Origin of the sequence: Janthinobacterium sp. HH106, assembly GCF_001758725.1 — a bacterium.
Taxonomy (GTDB): Bacteria; Pseudomonadota; Gammaproteobacteria; order Burkholderiales; family Burkholderiaceae_D; genus Janthinobacterium.
The window spans coordinates 1-23131 of record NZ_LRIC01000061.1 but is presented as its reverse complement, the minus strand read 5'-3'; the positions used below and the strand labels follow the sequence as shown (position 1 = coordinate 23131).

Here is a 23131-nt window from a genome sequence, read left to right as displayed (position 1 = left end):
TGAAAAAAGCCGCCCGGCTTGCGCGGAGCGGCTAGTTCTGCAACTACGGGTAGTACTTAGGCTGTCAGAGCTGCAATACCCGCTTTGGCGATTTGCGCGTCCTCGGCTGACTTGACACCCGAGACGCCGACGGCGCCCACGTAGTGGCCGTCGTACACGATGGGCACGCCGCCTTCGAGCAAGCCGTCGATTTCCGGCGCGCTCAGGAACGACACGCGGCCGCCGTTGATCATCTCTTCATAGATGCGCGATTCGCGGCGGCCCAGCGCGGCCGTCTTGGCTTTCGATGGGGCGATGTGCGACGAGATCGGCGCCACGCCGTCCATGCGCTGCAGCCACAGCAGGTGGCCGCCGTCGTCGACGATGGCGATCGTGACCGCCCAGTTATTCTTGACCGCTTCCGCTTCGGCGGCGGCAGCGATTTTCTTTACGTCGTCCAGGGTCAAAATCGGTTTCGATTGCATGGTGCATCCTTGTTATGTTGAAACAAAATTGTATACGAAATGCGCAGCGGCGCCATCGCCTACTGCTCGCGTTTGGCTTTCAGCTTTTGCTTGAGCTGCGCCATGACGGCAAACGTCGCCTGCTCGCCCGCCAGGATGGCCTGGTTGCGGCTGTTGAAATCGTTCCCTTTCATGGTGCCCAGGCTGGGCTGGATCACCACGTCCGCATCTTTCAATTCGAACTGGTTGATGCGCTGACCCATGATGGCGAAGGTCTGCATGATGACTTCCATCGAACTGATGGCCTTTTGCGTATCCGTTTGCGACGAAATATTCACGGCGATGATGAAGTCGGCGCCCATGTCGCGCGCAAAGCGCACGGGCACGGGAGCGACGAGGCCGCCATCGACATAGGTATGGCCGGCGATCGTCACGGGCTGGAACACGCCGGGCACGGCCGACGAGGCGCGCACGGCCATGCCGGTGTTACCGCGCTGGAACAGGATCGGCTGGCCATTTTTGAGGTCGGTCGCCACCACGCCAAACGGAATCTTCAGCTTTTCCAGCGACACGCCGCCGACCGCCTTGTTGACATAGCTTTGCAGCGCTTCGCCTTTCAGCACGCCGGACGACTTGCCGAACAGGGGCAAGGCCCAGTCGGAAATGGCCGCCTCGTCCATGTCGAAGGCCATCTTTTGCAAGGTGAAGCCCGAGTTGCCTGCCGCATACAGGGCGCCCACCACGCTGCCGGCGCTGGTGCCGGTGACGATGTCGGCATGGATGCCCTGCGATTCGAGCGCCTTGATCACGCCGATGTGCGCAAAACCGCGCGCCGCGCCGCCGCCCAGCGCCAGGCCGATCTTGATCTTGCGGGGAGCGACGACGGGTTCGGGCGGCGTCAATACTTGTACGGGTTTCGGGGCGGTGGTATAGCAACCGGCCAGCACGAAGGCGGCCAGGGCAAGCAGGGTCAGGCGTTTAGGGAACATGGTGGCAGAAGAGAACCGCGCGCGGCAGTGGCAATAAAGGAGAGCCGATTGTAGCGCAAGCGGAGCCGGCAGCACTGAAGGCGGTCTTAAATGTTTATAGTGACAAGATTGCGAACCGTGCGCGCCACGCCGACTGCTAGACTGGCGCCTGGTTTCCCACCTCACCACCTCCTGGCTTATGAAAACAGACCTGTTCCGCTTCATCGCGCACCCATGCTTGCTCGTTGCCACCCTGCTCGGCGCAGCCTGCGCCAACGCCCCCCCCCCCGCCGCGGCGCAGCGCCCAGATAGCATCGCGGAAAACATGGCGGGCTTTACCTGCACGGGTAACATACAGATTCCCAATGATCAGGGGGAGCACACGATTGAACTCAGCTTCGACGCCCCCGACCGGCACGGCGCGCAAGGCACCCACATCATTGACGGGCGCGGCAAAGCGAGTAATTTCTACGATTGCCGGCAAAGCGGCGACAGCATGTCTTGTACATATGACGCGGGGCCAAGCAGCGGCCCGCTGACCATGCGCTTTAGCGGCAACTTGACGCAAGTAAAGGGCGAGTTCAATTCCCCGTTTGAAAACAGCACCGCCTTGCCATTTTCCGCACGCTGCCAAAAATCGGAGCAATAGCAGCGTCCGGTCCATGGGCCAAGCGAAGAGCACCCGCTGGGTAGCTGGCTCGCATGCAGAATCGCCCCAACCGCCTCTCACTCGCCGAATCAGTCAACATGTCCAACGAATATCAATTTTCCGACAGCCGCGCCCTGAGCGCCCCATTTGCACAACAGTTATCGCATCAGCCGCCCGACGGCGCCCTCGCCTGGCTGAGCGCCATCCTCGCCACGCAGGCACCCATGCTGCGCTCGTCGAACGCCATCCTGCTGGCCTACACGGGCAATCCGGCCGCAATCGCCTGGATCGACGCCAATATCGGCTCGCCCGTGGCGGGACAATGGGGCGTGGCGGCAGCCCTGCTGGACACGCCGTGGCCGCAAATCGTTGATTGGCTGCAACGGGGCGGCGCGCACCGGCTGATGGCGCTCGATACCCTGCTCGCGTACCGCAAGCCCGCCGTCAACATGTCGCCGCTGGAACAGATCGCCGCCCCCGTGCTGCCGCAAGCGCCAGCGCGCGCCGAACTCGACGCCGCGCTGGCCGCCTGCCTGGCGGCATCTTCCACGCCGCGCATCCAGGCTGCCATCCACTCGATCAACAAGCATGTGGACGAGATCCTGCGCGGCGGCCCGCGCGGCGTGGCCGTGGCCGACTTGCCGCGCCTGTACCTGGACCCGGCACCGTTCAAGGATGCGCCCGCCATCCTGGAGCAGCACGAGGCTGTGGTGGGCGGCATGCGGCAAAACCTGCAGAACTTGCTCAAGGGCATATTGTGAATCGACCGGCGCTGGTGACAATCGACTTGAGCGAGATCAACACCGCGCGCCAGTTGCATGCGGCGCTGGCGGCCGCACTGGATTTCCCTTCCTTCTACGGCATGAACTGGGATGCCTTCTGGGATGCCATCACGGGCCTGGTGGACATGCCGCAACAACTGGAGCTGCTGGGCTGGCAGGGGCTCGCGTCGCGGCTGCCCCGCGATGCGGCCCTGTTGCGGCGCTGCCTGGAACGCGCGCAGCAGGAAATGCCGAACGGGGCATCACACGTGCACTACATGTAAAACGGAAACGCTTGACAGCCCCGCCCGACATCCCTTACATTGAGTGCATGTCCTCCTTCAAACATTCCTCCCCTTCCCTGCTGTCGCTATCGCGACTACTACTAGCACGCGCATAAGTTTGCCGCATTGCTTCGCCTGGCCACACGCCGGCGTGTTTCAAAAACCCTGGAAGGTTTGATGATGTTTGCACCATCCCCATACGTACACGTAATCCCCGCTGCGACCGCCCCTGCCGGCATCGCGGCCGCACTGCTACCGCTACCGATCGCTTGCCTGGCCTAGTGTTGCGTGGCCGCCCGGCAAGCTTGCGCCACAACCATTGATTTCCCCCTATCTTCAGGAGTACCCGATCATGATGTTGCAAAACCCAGCTTCCAAATACCGCGCCTTTCCTCCAGTTAAATTGACCGACCGTCAATGGCCGAACCAGATCATCAGCAAACCGCCGATCTGGATGAGCACCGACTTGCGCGACGGCAATCAGTCCTTGATCGAGCCGATGAGCGCGGAAAAGAAGCTGCGGTTCTTCGAGATGCTGATCGCCATCGGCCTGAAGGAAATCGAAGTGGGTTTCCCATCGGCATCGCAGACGGATTTCGATTTCGTGCGCAAGCTCGTCGATGAAGGCCGCATTCCGGACGACGTCACCATCATCGTGCTGACCCAGTCGCGCGAAGAATTGATACGCCGCACGGTGGAATCGGTCGTCGGCGCCAAACGCGCCATCGTCCACCTGTACAACTCCGTGGCGCCCGTGTTCCGCAAGGTCGTGTTCGGCATGTCGCGTGAAGAAATCACGACTATCGCCACCACCGGCACCACCCTGGTAAAACAGCTGGTGGCCCAGCATCCGGAAACGGAATGGGGCTTTGAATACACGCCGGAATCGTTTTCCACCACGGAGCTCGATTTCTCCAAGCATATCTGCGACGCCGTCAGCGCCATCTGGAAGCCGACGCCGGCCAACAAGATGATCATCAACCTGCCCTCGACCGTCGAATGCAGCACGCCCAATGTGTATGCGGACCAGATCGAATGGATGTCGCGCAAGCTGGCGCGCCGCGATTCCATCATCATCAGCGTGCACCCGCATAACGACCGCGGCACGGCCGTCGCCTCGGCCGAACTGGCCGTGATGGCGGGCGCCGACCGCGTGGAAGGTTGCTTGTTCGGCAATGGCGAGCGCACGGGCAACGTCGATCTCGTCACCCTGGCGATGAACTTGTACACGCAAGGCGTGCATCCGGGCCTCGATTTCTCCGACATCGACACCGTGCGCAAGTGCGTGGAAGAGTGCAATCAGTTGCCCGTCCACCCGCGCCACCCGTATGCGGGCGACCTGGTATTTACTGCCTTCTCCGGCTCGCACCAGGATGCCATCAAGAAAGGTTTCGCCAAGCAGCAACCGGACAGCATCTGGGAAGTGCCCTACCTGCCGATCGACCCGGCCGACCTGGGCCGCAGCTACGACGCCGTGATCCGCGTCAACAGCCAGTCCGGCAAGGGCGGCATGGCATATCTGCTGGAACAGGAATACGGCCTGGTCTTGCCGCGCCGCCTGCAGATCGAATTCTCGCGCGCCGTGCAAGCCGTGGCCGACGCCACGGGCCGCGAAATCGCCGCGCAGGATATCCATGAAATCTTCCAGAAGGAATACCTGGAGCAAACGGCGCCGTACGCCTACGCTTCGCACCGTATGGTGGAAGACACGAGCAGCGACGAATCCGTGCAGATCGACATCAGCCTGTCGCACCGCCAGACGCCGCTGGCCCTGCAAGGCGGCGGCAACGGCCCCATCGACGCCTTCGTCAATGCGCTCGGTCTCGACATCAAGCTGATGGATTACCACGAACACTCGATCGGCTCCGGCGCCAACGCGCAAGCGGCGTGCTACGTGGAATTGCGCCTCGATAACGGCCCGACCCTGTTCGGCGCCGCCATCGACAGCAACATCGTCACCGCCTCGTTCAAGGCCGTGCTGTCGGCCGTGAACCGCCGCATTGGGCAGACGGAAGCCGAAAAAACAACAACGGCCAACGTGGCGGCGAGCGCCGTCTAAGGACTGCGTTCCCTCTGGCACAGGGAAAAAAAGCGGTACGGCTTGATCGCCGTGCCGCTTTTTCATTTCCGCAAGGCAATTGTTGCTGCAAAAGAAGTATCACGCGCCGTATAATCGACTCATAATAAGACCACCGGGGACAGATTTAAAAGTAACCCCCAATAAATTCTTGTCATTTCTAGCTTCCATAAACAGCGTGCTGCTTTGTTGCCCTCCGCTAGCAGTGCTTGCACTGCGTCGCAGAGCGCGCCTAGCATCACATCTGTTTCTGTTCGCTATAAATTGCCAATAATTTCTTGAGGATTACTTTCGCTACCGAGGGAATCAGTATGAAATTGACGGATATGAAGATAGGCGCGCGCCTGGGTGCCGGCTTTGGCGTGGTGCTGCTGCTGATGGCAGTGCTGGTGGGAACGGGCCTGTTCCGGCTGGACAAGATCGGCGCGCTCAGCGAGTCCATCATCGAGAAAGACTGGGCCAAGGCGGACGCCATCGCCACCATCCGCAGCACGACGCGTTCGAATGCGGCATTGGTGCTGGAACTGTTCATCCATGAAGATCCAGCCCGCGCCAACGCCATCCATGGCGAAATCGATGCCAACAAGGCCACCATCACCGATGCGCTGGCCATCCTCGACCGCCTGATCGTGCTGCCGGAAGGCAAGGAACTGCTGGCCACCCTGAAGCAGCAGCGCAAGGCCTATGTCGTCTCGTTCAGCCAGGCAGACAAGCTGCTGGTGGCGGGGCAGCGCGCGGAAGCGGCCAAGCACGTGCGCGACGATACCCTGCCCGCCCTGAACCAGCTGCAAAAGACGGTGAACCGCCTGAATGAAATTCAGCGCGGCGTGGTCGTGCATGGCGGCCAGCAAATCCAGCAGAATATTTCCGCGGCGAATGTGCTGATGGCCAGCCTGGGCACGGCTGCCCTGCTGCTGGGCGTGCTCTTTGCCTGGCGGGTCACGCGCTCGATCACCACGCCGATCGCATATGCGCTGCGCGTGGCGCAAGCCGTGGCTGGAGGCGACTTGAGCAGCAAGATCGTGGCCGACGGCAAGGATGAAGCGGGCCAGCTGCTGCAGGCCTTGCGCGACATGAACACCAACCTGGCCACCCTCGTGGGGCAAGTGCGCGGCGGCACGGGTACGATCGCCGTGGCGTCGAGCCAGATCGCCAGCGGCAATGCCGACCTGTCGGCCCGCACCGAAGCGCAGGCCAGCGCGCTGGAAGAGACGGCTTCGTCGATGATCGAACTGACGGGCACCGTGCGCAGCAACAGCGACAATGCGCGCCAGGCCGACAGTCTGGCCCGCTCGGCGTCGGCCATCGCGCAGCGCGGCGGCTCGGCCATGGCGGAAGTGATCGGCACCATGGACGCCATCAATGCCTCGTCGCGCAAGATCGTCGACATCATCGCCGTCATCGACGGCATCGCTTTCCAGACGAATATCCTGGCACTGAATGCGGCCGTGGAAGCGGCGCGTGCCGGCGAGCAAGGCCGCGGCTTTGCCGTCGTGGCGTCGGAAGTGCGCAACCTGGCGCAACGCTCGGCGGCGGCGGCAAAAGAGATCAAGGAACTCATTGCCGACTCCGTCACGCGGGTCGGCCAGGGCGCGCAGCTGGTCAGCCAGGCGGGCGCCACGATGGATGAAGTGGTGGCCAGCGTGGGCCGGGTCAGCGCCATCGTCGGTGAAATCAGCGTCGCCAACCACGAGCAGAGCGAAGGCATCGAGCAGATCAATGCGGCCATCATGCAGATGGACCAGACGACGCAGCAGAACGCGGCCCTGGTCGAGGAAGCGGCCGCGGCGGCGGCGGCCATGCATGAACAGGCGGGCGACCTGGAAACCCTCGTCAGCCAGTTCAAGCTCGAGCAGAACGCCAGCGCCAAGGCACCGCCCCGTCCTGACGCGCCCGCCGTCCCGCGCCTGCACTAAGTTATTCCACCTTTGCTTATTCCACCTGGCGCGCCAGGCGGATGCCCGTAAATTGCCAGCGCGCGCCGGCCGGGAAGAAATTGCGGTAGCTGGCGCGCGCATGGCCAGCCGGCGTGGCGCACGACGAGCCGCGCAGCACATACTGGTTCAGCATGAACTTGCCGTTGTATTCGCCCAGCGCCCCGGGCGCCGTGCGGTAGCCCGGGTACGGCGCATAGCTGCTGCTGGTCCATTGCCAGCAATGGCCGAACATCTGCCGCAGTCCCGTTCCCGGCGCGCCGGCCGCCGGATGCAGCTGGCCCACCTGCATGTCGACGCCCTGCGCCGCCACTTCCCACTCCGCTTCCGTCGGCAGGCGCGCACCGGCCCAGTGCGCATACGCATCGGCCTCGAACAGCGACAAGTGCGTGGCCGGCGCCTGCGGGTCCAGCGGGCGCAAGCCCGATAAAGTAAATTCCTGCCAGCGGCCCGCCTCGTCGCACTGCCAGTACAGCGGGCAGGACAGCTGTTGCGTACGGACCCAGTCCCAGCCTTCAGCCAGCCACCAATGCGCCGTGCGGTAGCCGCCCGCCTCGATAAAGGCGAGAAATTCCCCATTCGTCACCAGCGCGCTGGCCAGTTCGAACGGCGCCACGTATTGCGGGTGGCGCGGTAATTCATTGTCAAAACAAAAGCCATCGCCCGCATGGCCGATCTGCGCCAGGCCGCCGTCGAAAGCGAGCCAGGCCGTGGGCTGCGCGTGCTCCTGCGCTGGCGCCACCGCGCCGTCTAGATAGGCGGGAAACAGGGCGCTCTGCGCCAGCAAGTGTTTGACGTCCGTCAACAGCAATTCCTGGTGCTGCTGCTCGTGTTCGAGGCCCAGCGCCAGCAGCATGGTCAGCCGTTCGCGCGCGTCGCGCGCCAGTTCCCCCGCCAGCAGGCGCGCGATGCGCGCATCGACGTCGGCCCGGTAAGCGCGCACCTGCGCCATGCCGGGGCGCGTCAGCAAGCCACGCTGGGCGCGCGGGTGCTTCTCGCCCACGCCGTTGTAATACGAGTTGAACAGCACGCGGAAAGCCGGGTGGAATGGCGCGAACGCCGCTTCCATGCTTTCCAGGATAAACGTTTCGAAAAACCAGGTGGTATGCGCGAGGTGCCATTTGACGGGACTGGCGTCCGGCATCGACTGGGCGCCGCAATCTTCGTCGGACAGGGGTTCGGCCAGCCGCAGCGAGTGCTGGCGCACTTTATTGTAATGATCGATCAGCATCTTTTTCTTAGTCCCTGATGATGCGCGCATAAATGACGGCAAACCACTGCTGCGGGTCCGTCCAGACTTGAACGGTGGAAAACCCTGCCTGCTCCAGCAAGCCGACGAAGGCCGGGCGCGTATATTTATAGCTGTCTTCTGTATGGATGCGTTCGCCTTTCGCGAAACGGCGCTGGCCACCTTTCCAATGGACAACTTGTTCGCTGCGCGCTTCCAGGTGCATTTCGACGCGGTGCTCGTCGGCGTTGAAAAAGCCGTGGTGCTGCCAAGCGCGCACGTCGAAGTCGGCGCCGATCAGGCCATTCACGTGGCGCAGCATGTTCAGATTAAAAGCGGCCGTGACGCCCAGCGCATCGTCATAGGCGGCGTCGAGGATGGCGTCTTCCTTGATCAGGTCGACGCCGATCAGCAGGCCGCCATCGCCGTCCGCATTCGCACGCAGGCGGCGCAAAAAGGCGGTCGCTTGCTCAGGCGCAAAATTGCCGATCGACGAGCCGGGATAGAAGAACAATCGCCGCGCGTCGCGCACGCTGTCGGGCAAGTCCAGGCGGCTGGAGAAATCCAGGCCCAGACCGGTCATCTCGATATGCGGAAAGCGCTGCTGCAGCCGGCTCAGCGATTCACTGAGAAAATCGTAGGAAATATCCACGGCCACATATTGCGCCGGATGCAGCAGCGGAAACAGGCTGGCGGCCTTGGCGCAATTGCCCGCGCCCAGGTCGATCAGGGTGCTGCCCGGCCCCACGGCGTGCGCGATCTCGGCGCCGTGGCGCGCGAAGATGGCCGCCTCGGTACGCGTCGGGTAGTACTCGGGCAAGGCGCAGATGGCTTCGAACAGTTTCGAGCCGAGCGCGTCGTACAGATACTTGGGCGAAGTCCAGGCATCGCGCGCCAACAGGCCTGCGCTGATCTCGGCTATCGTGACAGGAGTGGCGCTGGCCGCACTGGCGTTGCTGGCGGGATACAAATCGGACTGCTGTTGCGCGAGTGGCATGGTCATGGGCTGGCGTCGTCAATATGAGGTTCACGAAGGGCTTGCACGGTCGGCCACCGGGCGCGCCGCCCCTGCCGCAGCGGTGTGCGGGCGCCTTGCCGATGACTTTTTTCCATCATAGCGGAATCCGCGCAAGCCAGCCGTGCGGCAGGTAACTTAAGGTCGAACAGCCGGCATGCACATAAAATTGGTATTACCCAGCAAAAATGATAAGGCTGTCGTATACTACACATTGCCGGCCAAACAATCCGCGCCCCTTGCAGTTCCCAGGCCCCCCTCTCCCCCGCGTGCCTCCCTTTACGATAGCCGTTATTAATCAAGATCACCATGCTCGAATTGCGCCATCTGTCGAAGTCCTATACCAATGCCCGTCCCGTGCTGGCCAACATTTCCTGCCGCTTCAAGGCGGGGGAATTCATCGCCATCATGGGCGATTCGGGCGTGGGCAAGTCGACCTTGCTGAACCTGATCGCCGGCCTCGATACGCCCGATGCGGGTGCCGAAGCGCACCCTATCCTGGTGGACGGCATTGCCATGTCCAGCCTCGATGACGCCGCCGCCACCCGGCTGCGTCGCGCCCGCATGGGCTTTATCTTCCAGGCTTTCCACGTCTTGCCGCACCTGACCCTGCTGCAAAACGTGGCCCTGCCGCTGCTGCTCAACGGACTGCCCCAGGAGCGTGCCGCCAGCATGCTCGAGGCCGTCGGCCTGGGCGGACGCGGCGGCGACTTTCCGCAGCAATTGTCGGGCGGCGAAATGCAGCGCGTGGCCATCGCCCGCGCACTCGTGCACAAGCCGGCGCTGGTGCTGGCAGATGAGCCCACCGGCAACCTCGACCCGGACACGGCGCACAGCATCCTGCAATTGCTGCGCGCCGAAATCAAGGCCAACGGCAGTTGCGCGATCATGGTCACGCACTCGCTGGCCGCCGCCGAAATGGCGGACCGGACCATGATTCTGACGAAAAGCGGCTTACAAAATACAACAACCGTCAACCAAATTGATCAAACAATCAGTTAATTTAACTGACCATCTGTCACAAGTTTTGTTATCGTAGTATTATTGAAAACACTTGCCTGGTTATCAATGTTGTAACGCGAATGTTGTCACGTCACCCAGACAGCCGTACTGCGATGACGAACTATAGCCGGGACCATATAAAGTGGTCTCGTCCCTTGCATAACCTGAAGGAGGAGTAAATGAACGTTCGACAAAAGAAGCTGGAAATGATTGAAGCGATGAACCGGGCGCGTGCGCTCGAACCATCGAGTTTTGTACCGAACAAGCTGCTCGATACCCTGATCGAGAAGCTGAACTTGAAAAATGATGCGGAACTGTGCCGCGTCCTGGAAGTTCAGCCTCCCATCATCAGCAAGATTCGGCACGGCAAACTGTCGGTCGGTGCAACGATTTTATTGCGCATGCATGAAAAATCGGACATCACCATCCGCGAACTGAAGGAACTGTCCGCCACACCAGTCCATTGAACCACCCGCTGTTGTAATGCCATGCCAGGCACCCAGGTCCCCGGCGCCATGAACTTTTGCCATACAATTCGCGTAGTTCGCTCACCGCACAACATCCGAGCACGATAGCGAAGAGACCCAGCCCAAACCATGCTGACCGTTTCTCTGCCCTGCCGCGCCAGCCCTCCCAGCTTCTCCCCCTGCATTTCCACACATACTTGATCTGACACAACACGCATAGTCCGCGCAGGCATCAAGGTCAGCTTTTAACCAGTGATCTCAACCGCATGTCCAGCGATCCCCTTGCGCCGCCCGTGCTGCGCCTGACGCTCACGCGCGATCCCCTCGCCAGCGCCGGCGATTGCCCCGCCGCGCCCGGCTGGCACAGCGAAACCCATGTGCTGTCAAGCGCGCGCGGCATCGGCAGCTGCCGCATCGCCCTCGATATCGGCCCGGCCGACGTGGTGCAGCTGCTGCTGTGCGACGGCAGTTCGCTGTTGGCAGGCAGCCTGGACCTGCCACGCTACCTGGGGCCGGCCACGCTGGCGCGCGACGGCGCGCCAGCCAGCATCGAAGTGGGGCTGGCCCTGCGCCCGCAGGCGGCGCGCCCGCCGCCCGGCGCCAGCCGCGACGGCCTGGGCGCCTGGATGCTGCGGGCCGTGCGCGTGTACCGCTGCGGCGCCGCCGCCATGACGGCGCTGGCGGCGGCGGGCGCCTTCCAGGACCGCCAGCTGGAACAACGGCTGGGCCTGTACCGCTGCGGCATCGAGGCGGGCGGCATGACGGCCGTCGCCAGCCTGCCCGCCGGGCCGGAACCGGTGCTGCTGCTGTTGCACGGCACGGCCTCGTCGACCCAGCGCAGCTTTGCCGGCCTGTGGCGCAACGGCCTGGCGCCGCAACTGGCGGCGCAGTACGGCAACCGCATCTACGGCTATGAGCACCGCAGCCTCAGCGACAGTCCCATCGAGAACGCGCTGGCCCTCGTGCGCCAGTTGCCGCACGGCGCCGTGCTGCACCTGCTGACCCATTCACGCGGCGGCCTGGTGGGCGAATTGCTGGCCCGGGCGCAGCGCATCGACAGCCGCGGCGCCGTCGACCTGGCCGGCGACGGCCTGGAGCGATTGAGCGAAAACACGGTGGGCGGCGAAGCGTTCAACAGCCACGATATCGAACACTTCACGGCGCAGGCGCGGCTGGGCGGACGCGGCGGCTACGACGCGGATGCGGTGCGCCTGCGCGAATTGAGCGTGGAACTCAAAACACGCGCCATCCGCATCGCCCGTTTCGTGCGCGTGGCTTGCCCGTCGCGCGGCACCACCCTGATGTCGGGCCGTCTGGACCGCTGGGCCAGCGTGATGTTCAACCTGCTGCTGCACGGCAGCGTTCCCGACGGCGCCATGGCCTTCCTGCTGGCCGTGGTGCAGCAGCGCTGCGACGCGCGCATCCTGCCGGGACTGGAAGCGATGATGCCCGACTCGCCCCTGGTGGCGCTGCTCAACGCGCCCGACGTGCGCGTGGCCAGTCCGCTGCACGTGCTGGCCGGCGCGTGCAGCGGCGATGGCCTGCTGGGCTGGCTGGGCGACTGCCTCGACGACCAGCTGTACGGCGGGCAGAACGACCTGGTGGTCAATTGCGCCTCGATGGCCGGCGGCGCCACGCGCAGCACGCCCGTGCGGCAACTGCTGCTGCGCGGGCCGCACACGCACCACCTGAACTACTTCGAGCGCGCGCCATCGAGCCAGGCCGCCGTGCAGGCGCTCAGCGGCGACGAGACCGCCTACCAGCCGCTGCCCGGCATCGAGCACGGCCCGCTGGCGCGCGGCGGCGAGGTGCCGAAACGGCGCGCACACGCGCCCATCGTGCTGCTGCTACCCGACATCATGGGCAGCCACCTGCAAGTGGGCAGCAACCGCATCTGGTTCGACCCCGTCAACCTGGTCGAAGGGCGCATCGAACGCCTGGCCGTGGGCCAGCCGCACATCGTCAGCGCCGGCTGGCTCGAGTCCTGCTATGAACCGTTCGCCCGCTTTCTCGCGCAAAGCCAGGAAGTGCGGCCCTTTACCTATGACTGGCGCTTGTCGCTGCAGGAGTCGTGCCGCGCCTTCCTGCCCGTGCTCGACGACGCCATGCGCGACGCCGAACAGCGCGGCCAACCGTTGCGCATCGTCGCCCACGGCATGGGCGGACTGGTGGCGCGCCTGGCCCTGAAGGACCGCTGGCAGCGCTTCGGCGCCCTGCCCGGCAGCCGATTGCTGCAGGTGGGCACGGCCAACCGTGGCACGCAGGCGATGGTGCAAGTGCTGCTGGGGCGTGACCGGCTGGTGCAGATGCTGGCCTGCTGGATCGGCTGGAAGCACACGCGGCGCCAGTTTCTCGGCTTCGTGCGCGCCTTTCCCGGCGTGCTCGACATGCTGCCGTGGCCGCAGGCGGGCGGCATCGATTATTTCGACGCCGGCGCCTGGGCGCAGCTGGCCGCCGGCGACGCGCAAGCGGGCCTGCCCGGCGGCTGGCAGGCGCCCGAGGCGCCGGCGCTGGCCGCCGCGCGCGCCACCGTGGCGCTGCTGGAAGCGGCCCCGCTCGACGCGCGCCATTGCAGCTACCTGGCCGGCTGCGCCGACACGCCGGTGGCGCTGCGCCTGCGCGACGGCGCCATCGAAACGGCCTGGTCGCCGGACGGCGATGGCCGCACGGCCTGGCAAGGCGCGGTGCCGGACGGCGTGGCGGCCTGCTACCTGCCGGTGGCGCATGGCGACCTGCTGCTGCAAAAAGAATACTATCCGGCCATCGCGCAGCTGCTCGACGGCGGCCAGGGCGCCGCCCTGCCCCGGCACCCGCCGCACGCGCCGGGCGGCGCCCCGCCCCGCTTCCATCCCTACGTGCCCGACGCCACGCCGCTGTACCCGCAGCCGCAGGAACTGCTCGACGCGGCCATCGGCGCCGCCGGGCCCGCCAGCGCGCCTGAAAGCCGCGCACCGCAGCTGAGCCTTTCCGTCATCCACGGCAGCATGGCCTCGGCCGATGCGCCCGTCATGAGCGGCTGCTACGCGTCCGAATCGCTGCGCGGCAGCATGAGCTTTCTCGACCGTCTGCTGGCCGGCAAGCTGCAGGAAATCCACGCGCTCGGGCGTTTTCCGCAGCGCCCCGACTCCGCCCTCGTGGTGCTGCAGCCCGATGCGGCGCGCCGGCCCGGCGGCGCCATCGTCATCGGCCTGGGCGCGCTGGGCGAGCTGACGCCGGGCGAACTGGCGCGCGCCTTTGCCGGCGGCCTGCTCGAATACGCGTGCGTCTGCCTGCAGGTGCGCGCCGCCGGCCATGTGGCCGCGCCGCCGATGGGCGAGCACGGCTTGCGCGTGGCCAGCCTGCTGTCCGGTTCCGGCTACGGCGGCTTGAGCATCGCCCTGTGCGCGCGCGCCCTGATCGACGGCGCGCGCAGCGCCAACCGGCGCCTGGAAGACGCGGGCATGGCCTGCCGCATCGGCCATATCGCCATCTACGAACAGTCCGAGGCGCGCGCCATCGCCGCCGCCGTGGCCATCGAGCAGATCATGGCCGAAGCGCGCTACCAGGGCAGCATCTCGTTCGAGCGGCGCATCCGCCACAGCCCCGGCGGCTACCGGCGCATCCTGCCCAGCCTGAGCGGCGACAACGGCTGGCGCCGCGTGCAGATCGTCGCCGCCGATCTGTCGGGCGCCCTGCGCTTCACCGTGCTGACGGACCGCGCCCACAACAGCGTCGACGAGGAGCCGAACCAGCGGCAAGCCGTCGATGGCCTGATCATGGATGCCACCGACAACACCACCGACCAGCCAGGCCTGTCGCGCGCGCTGTACGAACTGATGCTGCCCAATGGCCTGAAGGCGGCCATCCCCGAGATGCGCGGCCTGATCCTGGCCGTCGACCAGAGCGCCGCCATCTACCCGTGGGAACTGATGCGCGACGAGGCGGGCAGCGAGGAAAGCCCCCTGTCGACGCGCATCGGCATGGTGCGCCAGCTGGCCAGCCTGCGCGAGCAGCCGCCGGCCGTCAGCCCGCCCAGCAACAGCGTGCTGGTGATCGGCGACACCGATTCCGGCCTGCCCGAGCTGTCCGCCGCGCAGGCCGAGGCGCAGGACGTGGCGCGCATGTTCGGCGCGTACGGCTACCAGGTGCGCGAGCTGCTGCGCCCGCAGGCGCAGCGCGTGCTGGTGCACCTGTTCGACGAGCGCTATTTCGCCATCCACCTGGCCGGCCATGGCGAAGTGGCCGGCCCCGGCATCGCCCATACGGGCCTGGTGCTGGGACCGAAGACGCGGCTGACGGCGGCGCAGGTGGGGAAATTGAAGCGCGTGCCGCAATTCGTCTTCATCAATTGCTGCCACCTGGGCGACATGCGCCCGGACGCCATCGCGCCATGGTCGAAACTGGCCGCCAGCCTGGCCACGGCCTTCATTGAAATGGGCTCGCAAGCGGTGATCGCGGCCGGCTGGCGCATCGACGACCAGGCAGCCAGCATCTTCGCGCACAGCTTTTATCACGCAATGCTGAGCGGCGAATACTTCGGCGACGCCGTGCGCCTGGCGCGCGAGGCGGCGTATCTGCAATTCCCCTCCTCGAACACCTGGGGCGCCTACCAGGCGTACGGCGACGACCGCTACCGCTTTCCGAACACCCAGAGCCGGCCCTGGCAAGCGCCCGATTACCACTACCACGGCCATTTGCTGGCCGACCTGGAAACCCTGCACGCGCGCCTGGCGGGCGCCGATCCTGCGCGCCGCGCGGCCATCGAGGAAAAGCTGGGCAGCATCGAGGAAGCCGTGCGCGCGCGCTTCTTCGGCTGCGCCGACATCCGCGAAAACATGGCCGCCACGCGCGCCGGTCTCGGTGGACTGGAGAACACCCTGCGCGCCATCGAACATTACCGGGCGGCGCACAGCGCGGCCGACGGCAAGGTGGGCTTGCGCGCGCTCGCGCACTGGGCGGAACTGGAGATACGCCAGGGCGCGGCCCTGTGCGGCCTCGATGCGGGTGCCGGCATCGAAGTGCCTGCCGTGCCCGACCCGGCCCAGGGACGCCAGCTGCTGCAGGATGGAAAACAGCATATCGACCTGCTGGTGGCGCTGGCGCCCACGGCGCAGCGCCTGGCCCTGCTGGGACGCTACTGGGCCTTGCAGGCGCGCCTGGCCTGCCGCGAAGGAAACTCCGGCGCATCGGCCCTGCGCGCCATGACGGACGCCTGCCTGGCCGCGCTGGAAGAAGCGCGGCGGCGCAGCGGCGCGGCCGACTGCGACCTGATTTTCCAGGCGCTGGCGGGCGCCCTGCTGCTGAAAGCCCATGGCGACGGCGGCGCCTGGCGCGCGCTCGATCCGCAGCTGGGCGACTTGCTGCACGACGCCATCGCCTATGCGCGCCAGCGCCACGCGGATGAACACCGCGCCATCGACGCCGGCGCCCCCGTGCGCGCCGCCCTGCTGGCGGCCCTGTGGCAGGCGCCGGACGGCCAGTCCTTCGACTCTTCCGCGCGCGCCGCCTTCCTGGCCCTGTACCACGACGCCGTGCGGCGCCACGGCAGCATCGGCGAACCCGAAACGATCACGGCGCCGCTGCGCTTCCTGCTCGAACTGCTGCCGCCCGACAGCCCGGAGACCGGCTTGCGCAGCGCCGTGCAGGCGCTGGCCAGCCAGCTGCAGGCCTCACTGCCCGGCGCGAGCCCTGGCAGCCTTAGCCAGGCACCACCCCGTAATGACGCGCATAGCGCTCGTCCAGATTCGCCAGCGGCATCATCATGAACATGTCGGCGCTTTCGAAATCAGGATCCCAGGCCGGCTCGCCGCAAATCCAGGCGCCCGAACGCAGATAGCCCTTGATCAGCGGCGGCACTTGCGGCTTGTGCGCCGCTTCCACCTGGTGGATGGGGAAAGGCAGGTGCGGCGTGACGCGGTACTCGCTCGGGGCCATGTGCTTTTCCGCCAGCGCCTGGTACACGGCGACGGCGTTATGGCCGCCATCGGCCAGGCTGATGCTGGCGCAGCCGACCAGGTAGTCGCAGCGCTCCCGGCGCATGTACTCGGCCAGGCCCGACCACAGCAGCATGATCACGCTGCCGCCCCGGTATTTCGGGTGGATGCAGGCGCGGCCCGCTTCGACCATGCGCCCGCGCAGGTTCTTCAGGCGGCTCAGGTCGAACTCGTTTTCCGCATACAGGCGGCCGATCTTGGCCGCCTTGGCCGCGCTCAGCACGCGGTAGGTGCCCACCACTTTCAGGGTGTCGGCGTCGCGCACGATCAGGTGATCGCAGTGCGCGTCGAATTCATCGCTGTCGAGGCCATCGGCGTTGGCCAGCGACGTCAATCCCATCGTCTCGATAAACACCTTGTAACGCAAACGCTGGACTTCGCGCAATTCCGCCGCCGTGGAGGCCTGGCTCAGCACCAGCTGGACCGGCCGGGCCTTGGCTTCGTTTGATGCGATTATGTTTTGCATGGTTTCATCCCCCTGTGATCAAGACGACTCCAGCGTACTTGCCTAATATGTCAGGAAAATGACAGCCGAATGTCATTTCCATGACGCAAGGCAATGCCATGTGGGGATCGTGCATAATTACCACACTCGCCCAGCCGAAAGAGCCCATGACAGACACCGACGCCGTCCACATCACGCCCTACACCAAGCCTGCCGCCGGCTGGGACGCCTTGAAACACGCGGCCATCAGCCTGCGCCAGGAGCGCGTCGCGCCCGGGAATCTGAAGGCGCTGCTGGCGCAAAACCAGCCGGACGGTTTCGATTGCCCCGGCTGCGCCTGGCCCGACCGCCACCACGCGTCCACGTTCGCCATTTGCGAAAACGGCGCCAAGGCCGTCGCCGCCAATGCAGCCGATATCGCCATGCTGGATTTTACGGATGGCGACATGGTCGATTTGATAGGCGGCTGGGACGATGGCGTGGCACGCCGGGCCGACGGTTTCCGGCTGGTCGCCTATGACATCCCGCGCGGCTGCCTGGGCGCCTACTACCCGGAGACGAATGCGCTGGTGCCGCCGGCCAGCACGGCCGACGGCGCCGGCACGCCGACGTCGAAGTCCGTGCCGGTGCTGTTTAGATGCTGATGCCTGGCGTGTAGTCGACGTACGCGTCCTGACGGCAGAAACCCACCAGCTTCATGCCGGCCTGCGTGGCGATGGAAATGGCCAGCGAACTGGGGGCGGAAATCGTCGCCAGCAAGGGTATCTGCATGCGCGCCGCCTTGCGCGCCAGCTCGTAGCTGCCACGGCTGGACAGGAAGACGAAGCCGCGCCGCATGTCGATATCGTGCAGCGCCAGGTAGCCAATCAGCTTGTCGAGACCATTGTGCCGGCCGACATCCTCGAACACGTGCACGATGTCGCCGTCGGGCGTGCACCACGCGGCCGCGTGCACGCCGCCCGTTTCCCGCATCAGCGCCTGGTGTTCGCGCAAGCCGGCCGATGCGCGCGCCAGCGCGGCGGGCAAGTCGACGCGGATCAGGGATGGCGGCAGCGCCGCGGGCAGCAAATCGAGCATGTCGATGCTGTCGATGCCGCACACGCCGCAGCCCGTGCGGCCCGTCAGCTGGCGGCGCCGGTCCTTCAGGCGCACGAAATCCTCCTGCGCGATGCTCAAGGACACTTCGGCGGAATCGGGACGCAGCAACACTTCGCAATCGAAGATGGCGGCAGCCGATGCCACCACGCCTTCCGTCAGCGCGAAACCGTAGGCAAACGCTTCCAGGTCGCGCGGGGTGGCCATCATGACGACGTGGGAAATGCCATTGAAGACCAGCGCGACGGGGATTTCCTCGGCGACGTGGTCGATGGCGGCAGTGGATTCGCCGCCGCAGTGGCGGACAATGGCGCGCTCGACGAAGCCGGCGCGTTCGATCTCTGTTTCTTCTGACATGGCAACCATGGGGAACTATCACAGGCCCCATGGTAAACCAGAACGGCCAGGCAGGGGGCGGCCCCTGCCCGCGCCATCAATCCTTCTTCGGACGGCCCGTTTTCAGCTGCGGCAAACCGGCCAGCACGTTTTGCAGCGTGGCCAGGTCGATCTGGCTGATCAGCGCCACGCCGATGCGCAGCAATTCGCTTTTCTTGATCTCGAATCCGGCCTTCAGGCAGGCTTTCTTGACCTGGCCCAGGACTTCGTATTCCGCTTCGGGCATGGTGAAGCTGTCGCGCACCAGTTTCGGCTTGCGGGCTTTTTCCTTGACGGCGGCGACCTTGGCGACCGGCGCTTTTTTCGCTGGCGCAGGCTTGGCGGCGGCCTTGGCAGCCGGTTTGACGGCGGTTTTCGCTGCCGCCTTGGCGGCGGGCTTTGCAGCAACCTTGGCCACTGGCTTGGCAACGGTTTTTACTGCCGTCTTGGCGGCAGGCTTGACAGCGGCCTTGGCGACAGGTTTGGCCACGACGGCCTTGGCCGCCGGCTTGGCGGCAGGCGCCTTGGCGGCCACAGGTTTCGCTGCCACCGGCTTCGCAGCGGCCGGTTTGGCGGCCACTGGCTTGACGGTGGCCTTGGCCACCGGCTTGGCTGCCGGCTTCGCGGCGGGCTTCACTGCAGGCTTGGCAGCCGGTGCGGCCTTGGCCGCTGCCGCGTTGATCGATGCGCTGGTCGGGAACATCGATACGGGCGCGCTGTCGGCCTTTTTCGCTGGGGTGGTTTTGGTCATGGATTCTCCAATCTAGTAAATAATATAAACAATATATACTGTTTTTTGAAATCTTGCTTGCTGCACATCAAGTCATGCGCATGCCATGACCTTCTAGGCGCTGGCGCGGATGGTGAAATCGACCCCGACCTCATCCCAGAATTCCTGCTCCTTCTCGATCCAGAACGACACGGTGGGATGGTGCGCCACCCAGCCGCGCTTGATGTCGAGTTCGATGCGGCTCTTCATGCGCAGGCGCAGTTCGCTGAAGTCGGCCTCGATGCGCGCATGCATGAGCAGAATCGACAGGCGCAGCGCCAGCACGGCCTTGGCGAAATCGGGATCGGACAGCACTTCGCCGATCTTGCGCAAGTTGCCCTTCTGCGCCAGGATCAGCCGGCTCATGGTCTTCTGTTCGCGCGTGGTAAAACCGGGCAAGTCCGCATTTTCCACGATATAGGATGCGTGCTTGTGGTAGCCCGTCTGCGACACGGCCAGACCCACCTCGTGCAGCAGGCTGCTCCAGCGCAGGCATTTCACGAGGGCATCGGATGTGGGCTTGAGCTGCGCGTACATGGCCAGCGCCTGCTCGGCCACCCGGCCGGCGCGCTGCTGGTCGATGTGGAATTTCTCCATGCAGCCCTGCACCGACTGTTCGCGGCGGTCGCGCTTGGTCGAACGCAGGTACAGGTCCCACATCACGCCCATGCGCAAACCCGCCTCGATCGGCGTCATGGCGGGAATGGCCAATTCGCGGAACAGGCCGATCAGAATGGCCAGGCCGCCGACGATGGTGCTGGCGCGGTCGGGGCGCAAGCCCGGCATGTCGATGCGGCTGGTGTGACCGAGTTCGATGAAGCGGCGCGCCAGCGCATCGAGGCTGACGCTGGTGAGCAAGCCGTCACCGAGCTTGTTGCGGGTGATGATGTCGGCGATCGTGCGGATGGTGCCGGAAGAGCCGTAGGCCGTCTTCCAGTGCTGCGGATGGTACGGCGGCGCGGCATCCTCGAAATGGCTGCGCGCCGACAGGATGGCCGCCTCGAACGACGGCGCGTCTATGCGTCCGCCGATGAAGAACGACAGGCTTTGCTTGACCGTGCCCAGGCTGAAGGATTCGACGCGTTCGATATCGTTGCCGCGCCCCAGTATCAGTTCGGTCGAACCGCCGCCGATATCCATCACCAGCCGGCGTTCGCCGGGAATGGCCAGCGCATTGGCCACGCCCATGTAGATCAAACGCCCCTCTTCCTCGCCCGAGATGATCTCGATCGGGTAGCCGATGGCTTGCTCGGCCAGCGGCAGGAAGACGGCGCCGTTGCGTGCCACGCGCATGGCCGACGTGGCCACCACGCGCACGGCATCGAGTTCGAAGCCGGCGAGAATGGCGCGAAAGCGCTGCAGGCAGGCCAGTGCGCCCTGCATGGCCGCTTCGGTCAGGTCGCCATTGGCGTCCAGACCGGCGGCCAGGCGTATCGGATCGCGCACGCTCTTGACCACGCGGATGGTGTCGCCATCATGCTTGCCGACGTGTAAACGAAAACTGTTGGACCCCAGGTCCACCGCTGCATACATACTGGCCTCTTGTCTTGTCATGACTGTGCCAACTGAAAAAGTTGGCAAATTCAGTTGCTAAACTATATAAATCATTTAAACGATTTAAAAATCCTACCACACTACCCTCATCGTATGACAGCGGCGTGACAGGATTGTGACAAAACGGCAGCCGTGCGGCAGCTTATGGGACGATGGTGGTAAAGAGATACACGGCGAAAATCACCAGGTGCACCGTGCCCTGCATGACCGTGGTGCGGCCCGTGCCCAGCGACAGGGTGGCCACCATCAGCGACAGCAGCAACAGCACCGTCGACTTGATATCGAGTCCCAGCGTAATCGTCAGGCCAGTGGCCAGCGACACCACCACCACGGCCGGTATCGTCAGGCCGATGCTGGCCAGCGCGGAGCCGAGCGCCAGGTTCAAGCTCGTTTGCAGGCGATTCGCGCGCGCGGCGCGCACGGCGGCCAGGCCTTCGGGCAGCAGCACGATGGCGGCGATGACGATGCCGACCAGGGTTTTCGGCGCGCCCATGGCGGCAATGGCCGTCTCCAGCGCGGGCGCCAGCGACTTGGCCAGCAGCACCACGGCGCCCAGGCACACCAGCAGCGCACCGGCACTGACCCAGGCGACGGTGGGCGTGGGCGGGGCCGCATGCACCTCTTCATCGCCGACGGCTTCCTTGGGCAGGAAGTAATCGCGGTGGCGCACCGTCTGCACCAGCACGAAAGTGCCGTACAGGACCAGCGAGATCACGGCGATGAAAATGAGCTGGCTGGAATTGTAGTAAGGGCCGGCGGCGCTCGACGTGTAGTTCGGCAGCACCAGCGTCAAAATGGCGATGGCCGCCAGGGTGGCCAGCGACGCGCTCACGCCCAGCAGGCCGAAGGTTTGCTCGCGGTGGCGCCCGGCGCCCAGCAGCAGGCAGATGCCGACGATGCCGTTCAAAATGATCATGATGGCGGCAAACACGGTGTCGCGCGCCAGCCCCGTCGTTTCCGGTCCGCCAGCCAGCATCAGCGAGACGATCAGCGCCACCTCGATCAGCGTCACGGCCAGCGCCAGCACGAGGGTGCCATACGGTTCGCCGATGCGGTGCGCGACCACTTCCGCGTGGTACACGGCGGCCAGCACGCTGCCGATCAGGCCAGCCACCAGCAGGATCTGATAGGCGCCGCCGAGATTGAGGGTGGAACCGAACAGGAACAGCCAGCCGGCAAGCGGGGCGGCAAGCGGCCATACAGGCAGGGATTTGAGCATTTTCATTATGGGCCTGGCAAGAGTAAAAAAAGAGGGGCGCGGTGCGGACGGCAAAGGACAGCCTGGCGTGCATGCCACAGCATAACTTGCCTAGCTTAAATGCAAGTTAGGGAATACACATCTCGAGTGACGGCGACCCGCGCCTGACCCGCCTTTCAATCACCTTGCCACAGTGCACCTGCTTGCTACCAGTAACTATAGTCCCTTTGGTAACATGCCGTTGCAATTTTCTTGTCTTTTTGCTTGCTGCCGCCGTCATAATGCAGGGTCCACCTTCCGGGCACCGACCAAGGACAAACCATGATTTCCATAAACAGCACAGCCATGCGCGCGTTATTCTTCGCGGGCAGCCTGCTGTGCGCCGCCGCGCACGCGGACACACCGCCGGCGCAGGCAGCGCAGGTTGACGCCAACTGGGCCACCGCGCCCGCGCCTGCCCCGGAGGCACGCTGGCAAGACAGCCTGCCGCCCGCGCCGCCCGTGGCGCCACGCGAAGAAAAGATACTGCCCAAGAGCGAATGGCTCAGCGTCGAGCCGATGAAGGCGCCTGACCGGCGCTGCGATCCGGGCCTCGATGCGCTGTTCTTGCCCAAAGAATGCGGCAAGGAACCCAGCTGGCTGGGCTCGCACAAGAAATAATCCGGTTTATTAATCCGGTTTATATATGGCTATGTCACCGTCAAATGTGGGAACTCGCCCAGTGTTGCCTTCAATAATGTTTCTGGGGAGCGGATGCGCCCCGCGTCCAGTATCCAGCGCCAGCCCAGGTAATTCGGCAGATAACGGCTGGCCACGCCATGGAAGATGCGCAGCCAGACGCGCAAGCGGCTGTGATACGCGTTGACGTTCTGCACGTGGGCGGCGCCCTGCACGC

The 23131-nt window shown here is 64.9% G+C and carries 18 protein-coding genes and 2 pseudogenes; 10 read left to right on the top strand and 10 right to left on the bottom strand.

Annotated elements, in window-relative coordinates:
• Positions 1 to 56 precede the first annotated feature (56 nt).
• A complete protein-coding gene (locus JAB8_RS23595) occupies positions 57 to 464 on the bottom strand; it encodes a heme-binding protein (protein WP_070291679.1) in 408 nt (135 codons plus the stop codon).
• 59 nt (positions 465 to 523) lie between these two features.
• A complete protein-coding gene (locus JAB8_RS23590) occupies positions 524 to 1432 on the bottom strand; it encodes a patatin-like phospholipase family protein (RefSeq protein WP_070291677.1) in 909 nt (302 codons plus the stop codon).
• Between the two features lie 178 nt (positions 1433 to 1610).
• On the opposite strand from JAB8_RS23590, the gene JAB8_RS23585 reads away from it, so the two are divergent.
• The 5 genes from JAB8_RS23585 to JAB8_RS23565 all read left to right on the top strand — a co-directional run bounded on the left by JAB8_RS23585 (position 1611) and on the right by JAB8_RS23565 (position 7098).
• Complete coding sequence (locus JAB8_RS23585) at positions 1611 to 2060, top strand: hypothetical protein (protein WP_139143164.1); 450 nt, start codon at positions 1611 to 1613, stop codon at positions 2058 to 2060.
• A gap of 98 nt (positions 2061 to 2158) precedes the next feature.
• Positions 2159 to 2821 carry a hypothetical protein gene (locus JAB8_RS28695; RefSeq protein WP_083287893.1) on the top strand — a complete coding sequence of 221 codons (663 nt, stop codon included), beginning with the start codon at positions 2159 to 2161 and terminating at the stop codon, positions 2819 to 2821.
• A gap of 14 nt (positions 2822 to 2835) precedes the next feature.
• Positions 2836 to 3105 carry a barstar family protein gene (locus JAB8_RS23575; RefSeq protein WP_254679581.1) on the top strand — a complete coding sequence of 90 codons (270 nt, stop codon included), beginning with the start codon at positions 2836 to 2838 and terminating at the stop codon, positions 3103 to 3105.
• Between the two features lie 352 nt (positions 3106 to 3457).
• Entirely contained in the window at positions 3458 to 5164 is a 1707-nt protein-coding gene (gene leuA, locus JAB8_RS23570) for a 2-isopropylmalate synthase (protein WP_070219528.1), read from the top strand.
• A gap of 329 nt (positions 5165 to 5493) precedes the next feature.
• Positions 5494 to 7098 (top strand): methyl-accepting chemotaxis protein, encoded by a 1605-nt coding sequence (locus JAB8_RS23565; protein ID WP_070291672.1) that lies wholly within the window; start codon positions 5494 to 5496, stop codon positions 7096 to 7098.
• Positions 7099 to 7114: 16 nt separating this feature from the next.
• Here JAB8_RS23565 and egtB read toward each other — a convergent pair whose 3' ends face one another.
• Positions 7115 to 8347, bottom strand: coding sequence for an ergothioneine biosynthesis protein EgtB (egtB, locus tag JAB8_RS23560; RefSeq protein ID WP_083287892.1), 1233 nt, complete (start codon positions 8345 to 8347; stop codon positions 7115 to 7117).
• A gap of 7 nt (positions 8348 to 8354) precedes the next feature.
• Positions 8355 to 9347 carry an L-histidine N(alpha)-methyltransferase gene (egtD, locus tag JAB8_RS23555; RefSeq protein WP_083287891.1) on the bottom strand — a complete coding sequence of 331 codons (993 nt, stop codon included), beginning with the start codon at positions 9345 to 9347 and terminating at the stop codon, positions 8355 to 8357.
• Positions 9348 to 9668: 321 nt separating this feature from the next.
• Between egtD and JAB8_RS23550 the strand changes: the two genes are divergently transcribed.
• From JAB8_RS23550 to JAB8_RS23540, 3 genes are all read left to right on the top strand, one after another.
• Entirely contained in the window at positions 9669 to 10361 is a 693-nt protein-coding gene (locus JAB8_RS23550; RefSeq protein ID WP_070291669.1) for an ABC transporter ATP-binding protein, read from the top strand.
• Positions 10362 to 10540: 179 nt separating this feature from the next.
• On the top strand, positions 10541 to 10828 hold the full coding sequence (locus JAB8_RS23545; RefSeq protein ID WP_034757399.1) for a hypothetical protein: 288 nt from the start codon (positions 10541 to 10543) through the stop codon (positions 10826 to 10828).
• A gap of 266 nt (positions 10829 to 11094) precedes the next feature.
• Positions 11095 to 16572, top strand: coding sequence for a CHAT domain-containing protein (locus tag JAB8_RS23540; RefSeq protein ID WP_070291667.1), 5478 nt, complete (start codon positions 11095 to 11097; stop codon positions 16570 to 16572).
• On the opposite strand, the gene JAB8_RS23535 is transcribed toward JAB8_RS23540, so the two are convergent.
• Positions 16505 to 17266 (bottom strand): GNAT family N-acyltransferase, encoded by a 762-nt coding sequence (locus tag JAB8_RS23535; protein WP_070219538.1) that lies wholly within the window; start codon positions 17264 to 17266, stop codon positions 16505 to 16507. The two genes, JAB8_RS23540 and JAB8_RS23535, sit on opposite strands and share 68 nt — an antisense overlap.
• 146 nt (positions 17267 to 17412) lie before the next feature.
• Between JAB8_RS23535 and JAB8_RS29630 the strand changes: the two are divergent.
• Positions 17413 to 17655: pseudogene (locus JAB8_RS29630) on the top strand (CbbBc protein); the annotation flags it as partial.
• A gap of 223 nt (positions 17656 to 17878) precedes the next feature.
• On the opposite strand, the gene fdhD reads toward JAB8_RS29630, so the two are convergent.
• The 4 genes from fdhD to JAB8_RS23510 all read right to left on the bottom strand — a co-directional run bounded on the left by fdhD (position 17879) and on the right by JAB8_RS23510 (position 22263).
• A complete protein-coding gene (fdhD, locus tag JAB8_RS23525) occupies positions 17879 to 18697 on the bottom strand; it encodes a formate dehydrogenase accessory sulfurtransferase FdhD (RefSeq protein ID WP_070291725.1) in 819 nt (272 codons plus the stop codon).
• Positions 18698 to 18773: 76 nt separating this feature from the next.
• Positions 18774 to 19466, bottom strand: a complete 693-nt coding sequence (locus tag JAB8_RS23520; protein WP_070291663.1) for a hypothetical protein — start codon at positions 19464 to 19466, stop codon at positions 18774 to 18776.
• A gap of 93 nt (positions 19467 to 19559) precedes the next feature.
• Complete coding sequence (locus tag JAB8_RS23515; protein ID WP_070291661.1) at positions 19560 to 21017, bottom strand: Ppx/GppA phosphatase family protein; 1458 nt, start codon at positions 21015 to 21017, stop codon at positions 19560 to 19562.
• A 163-nt stretch (positions 21018 to 21180) separates the two neighbouring features.
• Positions 21181 to 22263, bottom strand: a complete 1083-nt coding sequence (locus JAB8_RS23510) for an ionic transporter y4hA (protein WP_070219547.1) — start codon at positions 22261 to 22263, stop codon at positions 21181 to 21183.
• 294 nt (positions 22264 to 22557) lie between these two features.
• On the opposite strand from JAB8_RS23510, the gene JAB8_RS23505 reads away from it, so the two are divergent.
• A complete protein-coding gene (locus JAB8_RS23505) occupies positions 22558 to 22896 on the top strand; it encodes a hypothetical protein (protein WP_070291660.1) in 339 nt (112 codons plus the stop codon).
• A 29-nt stretch (positions 22897 to 22925) separates the two neighbouring features.
• On the opposite strand, the pseudogene JAB8_RS23500 reads toward JAB8_RS23505, so the two are convergent.
• Positions 22926 to 23131, bottom strand: a pseudogene (locus JAB8_RS23500) (IS1595 family transposase); the annotation flags it as partial.

Bases quoted from the DNA above. Each gene is read 5' to 3' on its own strand.
- JAB8_RS23540 (WP_070291667.1), top strand. From the start codon at position 11,095: ATGTCCAGCGATCCCCTTGCGCCGCCCGTGCTGCGCCTGACGCTCACG.
- JAB8_RS23535 (WP_070219538.1), bottom strand. From the start codon at position 17,266: ATGCAAAACATAATCGCATCAAACGAAGCCAAGGCCCGGCCGGTCCAG.
- JAB8_RS23595 (WP_070291679.1), bottom strand. From the start codon at position 464: ATGCAATCGAAACCGATTTTGACCCTGGACGACGTAAAGAAAATCGCT.
- JAB8_RS23505 (WP_070291660.1), top strand. From the start codon at position 22,558: ATGATTTCCATAAACAGCACAGCCATGCGCGCGTTATTCTTCGCGGGC.
- JAB8_RS23510 (WP_070219547.1), bottom strand. From the start codon at position 22,263: ATGAAAATGCTCAAATCCCTGCCTGTATGGCCGCTTGCCGCCCCGCTT.
- JAB8_RS23585 (WP_139143164.1), top strand. From the start codon at position 1,611: ATGAAAACAGACCTGTTCCGCTTCATCGCGCACCCATGCTTGCTCGTT.
- JAB8_RS23590 (WP_070291677.1), bottom strand. From the start codon at position 1,432: ATGTTCCCTAAACGCCTGACCCTGCTTGCCCTGGCCGCCTTCGTGCTG.
- JAB8_RS23515 (WP_070291661.1), bottom strand. From the start codon at position 21,017: ATGTATGCAGCGGTGGACCTGGGGTCCAACAGTTTTCGTTTACACGTC.
- JAB8_RS23565 (WP_070291672.1), top strand. From the start codon at position 5,494: ATGAAATTGACGGATATGAAGATAGGCGCGCGCCTGGGTGCCGGCTTT.
- JAB8_RS23550 (WP_070291669.1), top strand. From the start codon at position 9,669: ATGCTCGAATTGCGCCATCTGTCGAAGTCCTATACCAATGCCCGTCCC.
- egtB (WP_083287892.1), bottom strand. From the start codon at position 8,347: ATGCTGATCGATCATTACAATAAAGTGCGCCAGCACTCGCTGCGGCTG.
- fdhD (WP_070291725.1), bottom strand. From the start codon at position 18,697: ATGTCAGAAGAAACAGAGATCGAACGCGCCGGCTTCGTCGAGCGCGCC.
- leuA (WP_070219528.1), top strand. From the start codon at position 3,458: ATGATGTTGCAAAACCCAGCTTCCAAATACCGCGCCTTTCCTCCAGTT.
- egtD (WP_083287891.1), bottom strand. From the start codon at position 9,347: ATGACCATGCCACTCGCGCAACAGCAGTCCGATTTGTATCCCGCCAGC.
- JAB8_RS28695 (WP_083287893.1), top strand. From the start codon at position 2,159: ATGTCCAACGAATATCAATTTTCCGACAGCCGCGCCCTGAGCGCCCCA.
- JAB8_RS23520 (WP_070291663.1), bottom strand. From the start codon at position 19,466: ATGACCAAAACCACCCCAGCGAAAAAGGCCGACAGCGCGCCCGTATCG.
- JAB8_RS23545 (WP_034757399.1), top strand. From the start codon at position 10,541: ATGAACGTTCGACAAAAGAAGCTGGAAATGATTGAAGCGATGAACCGG.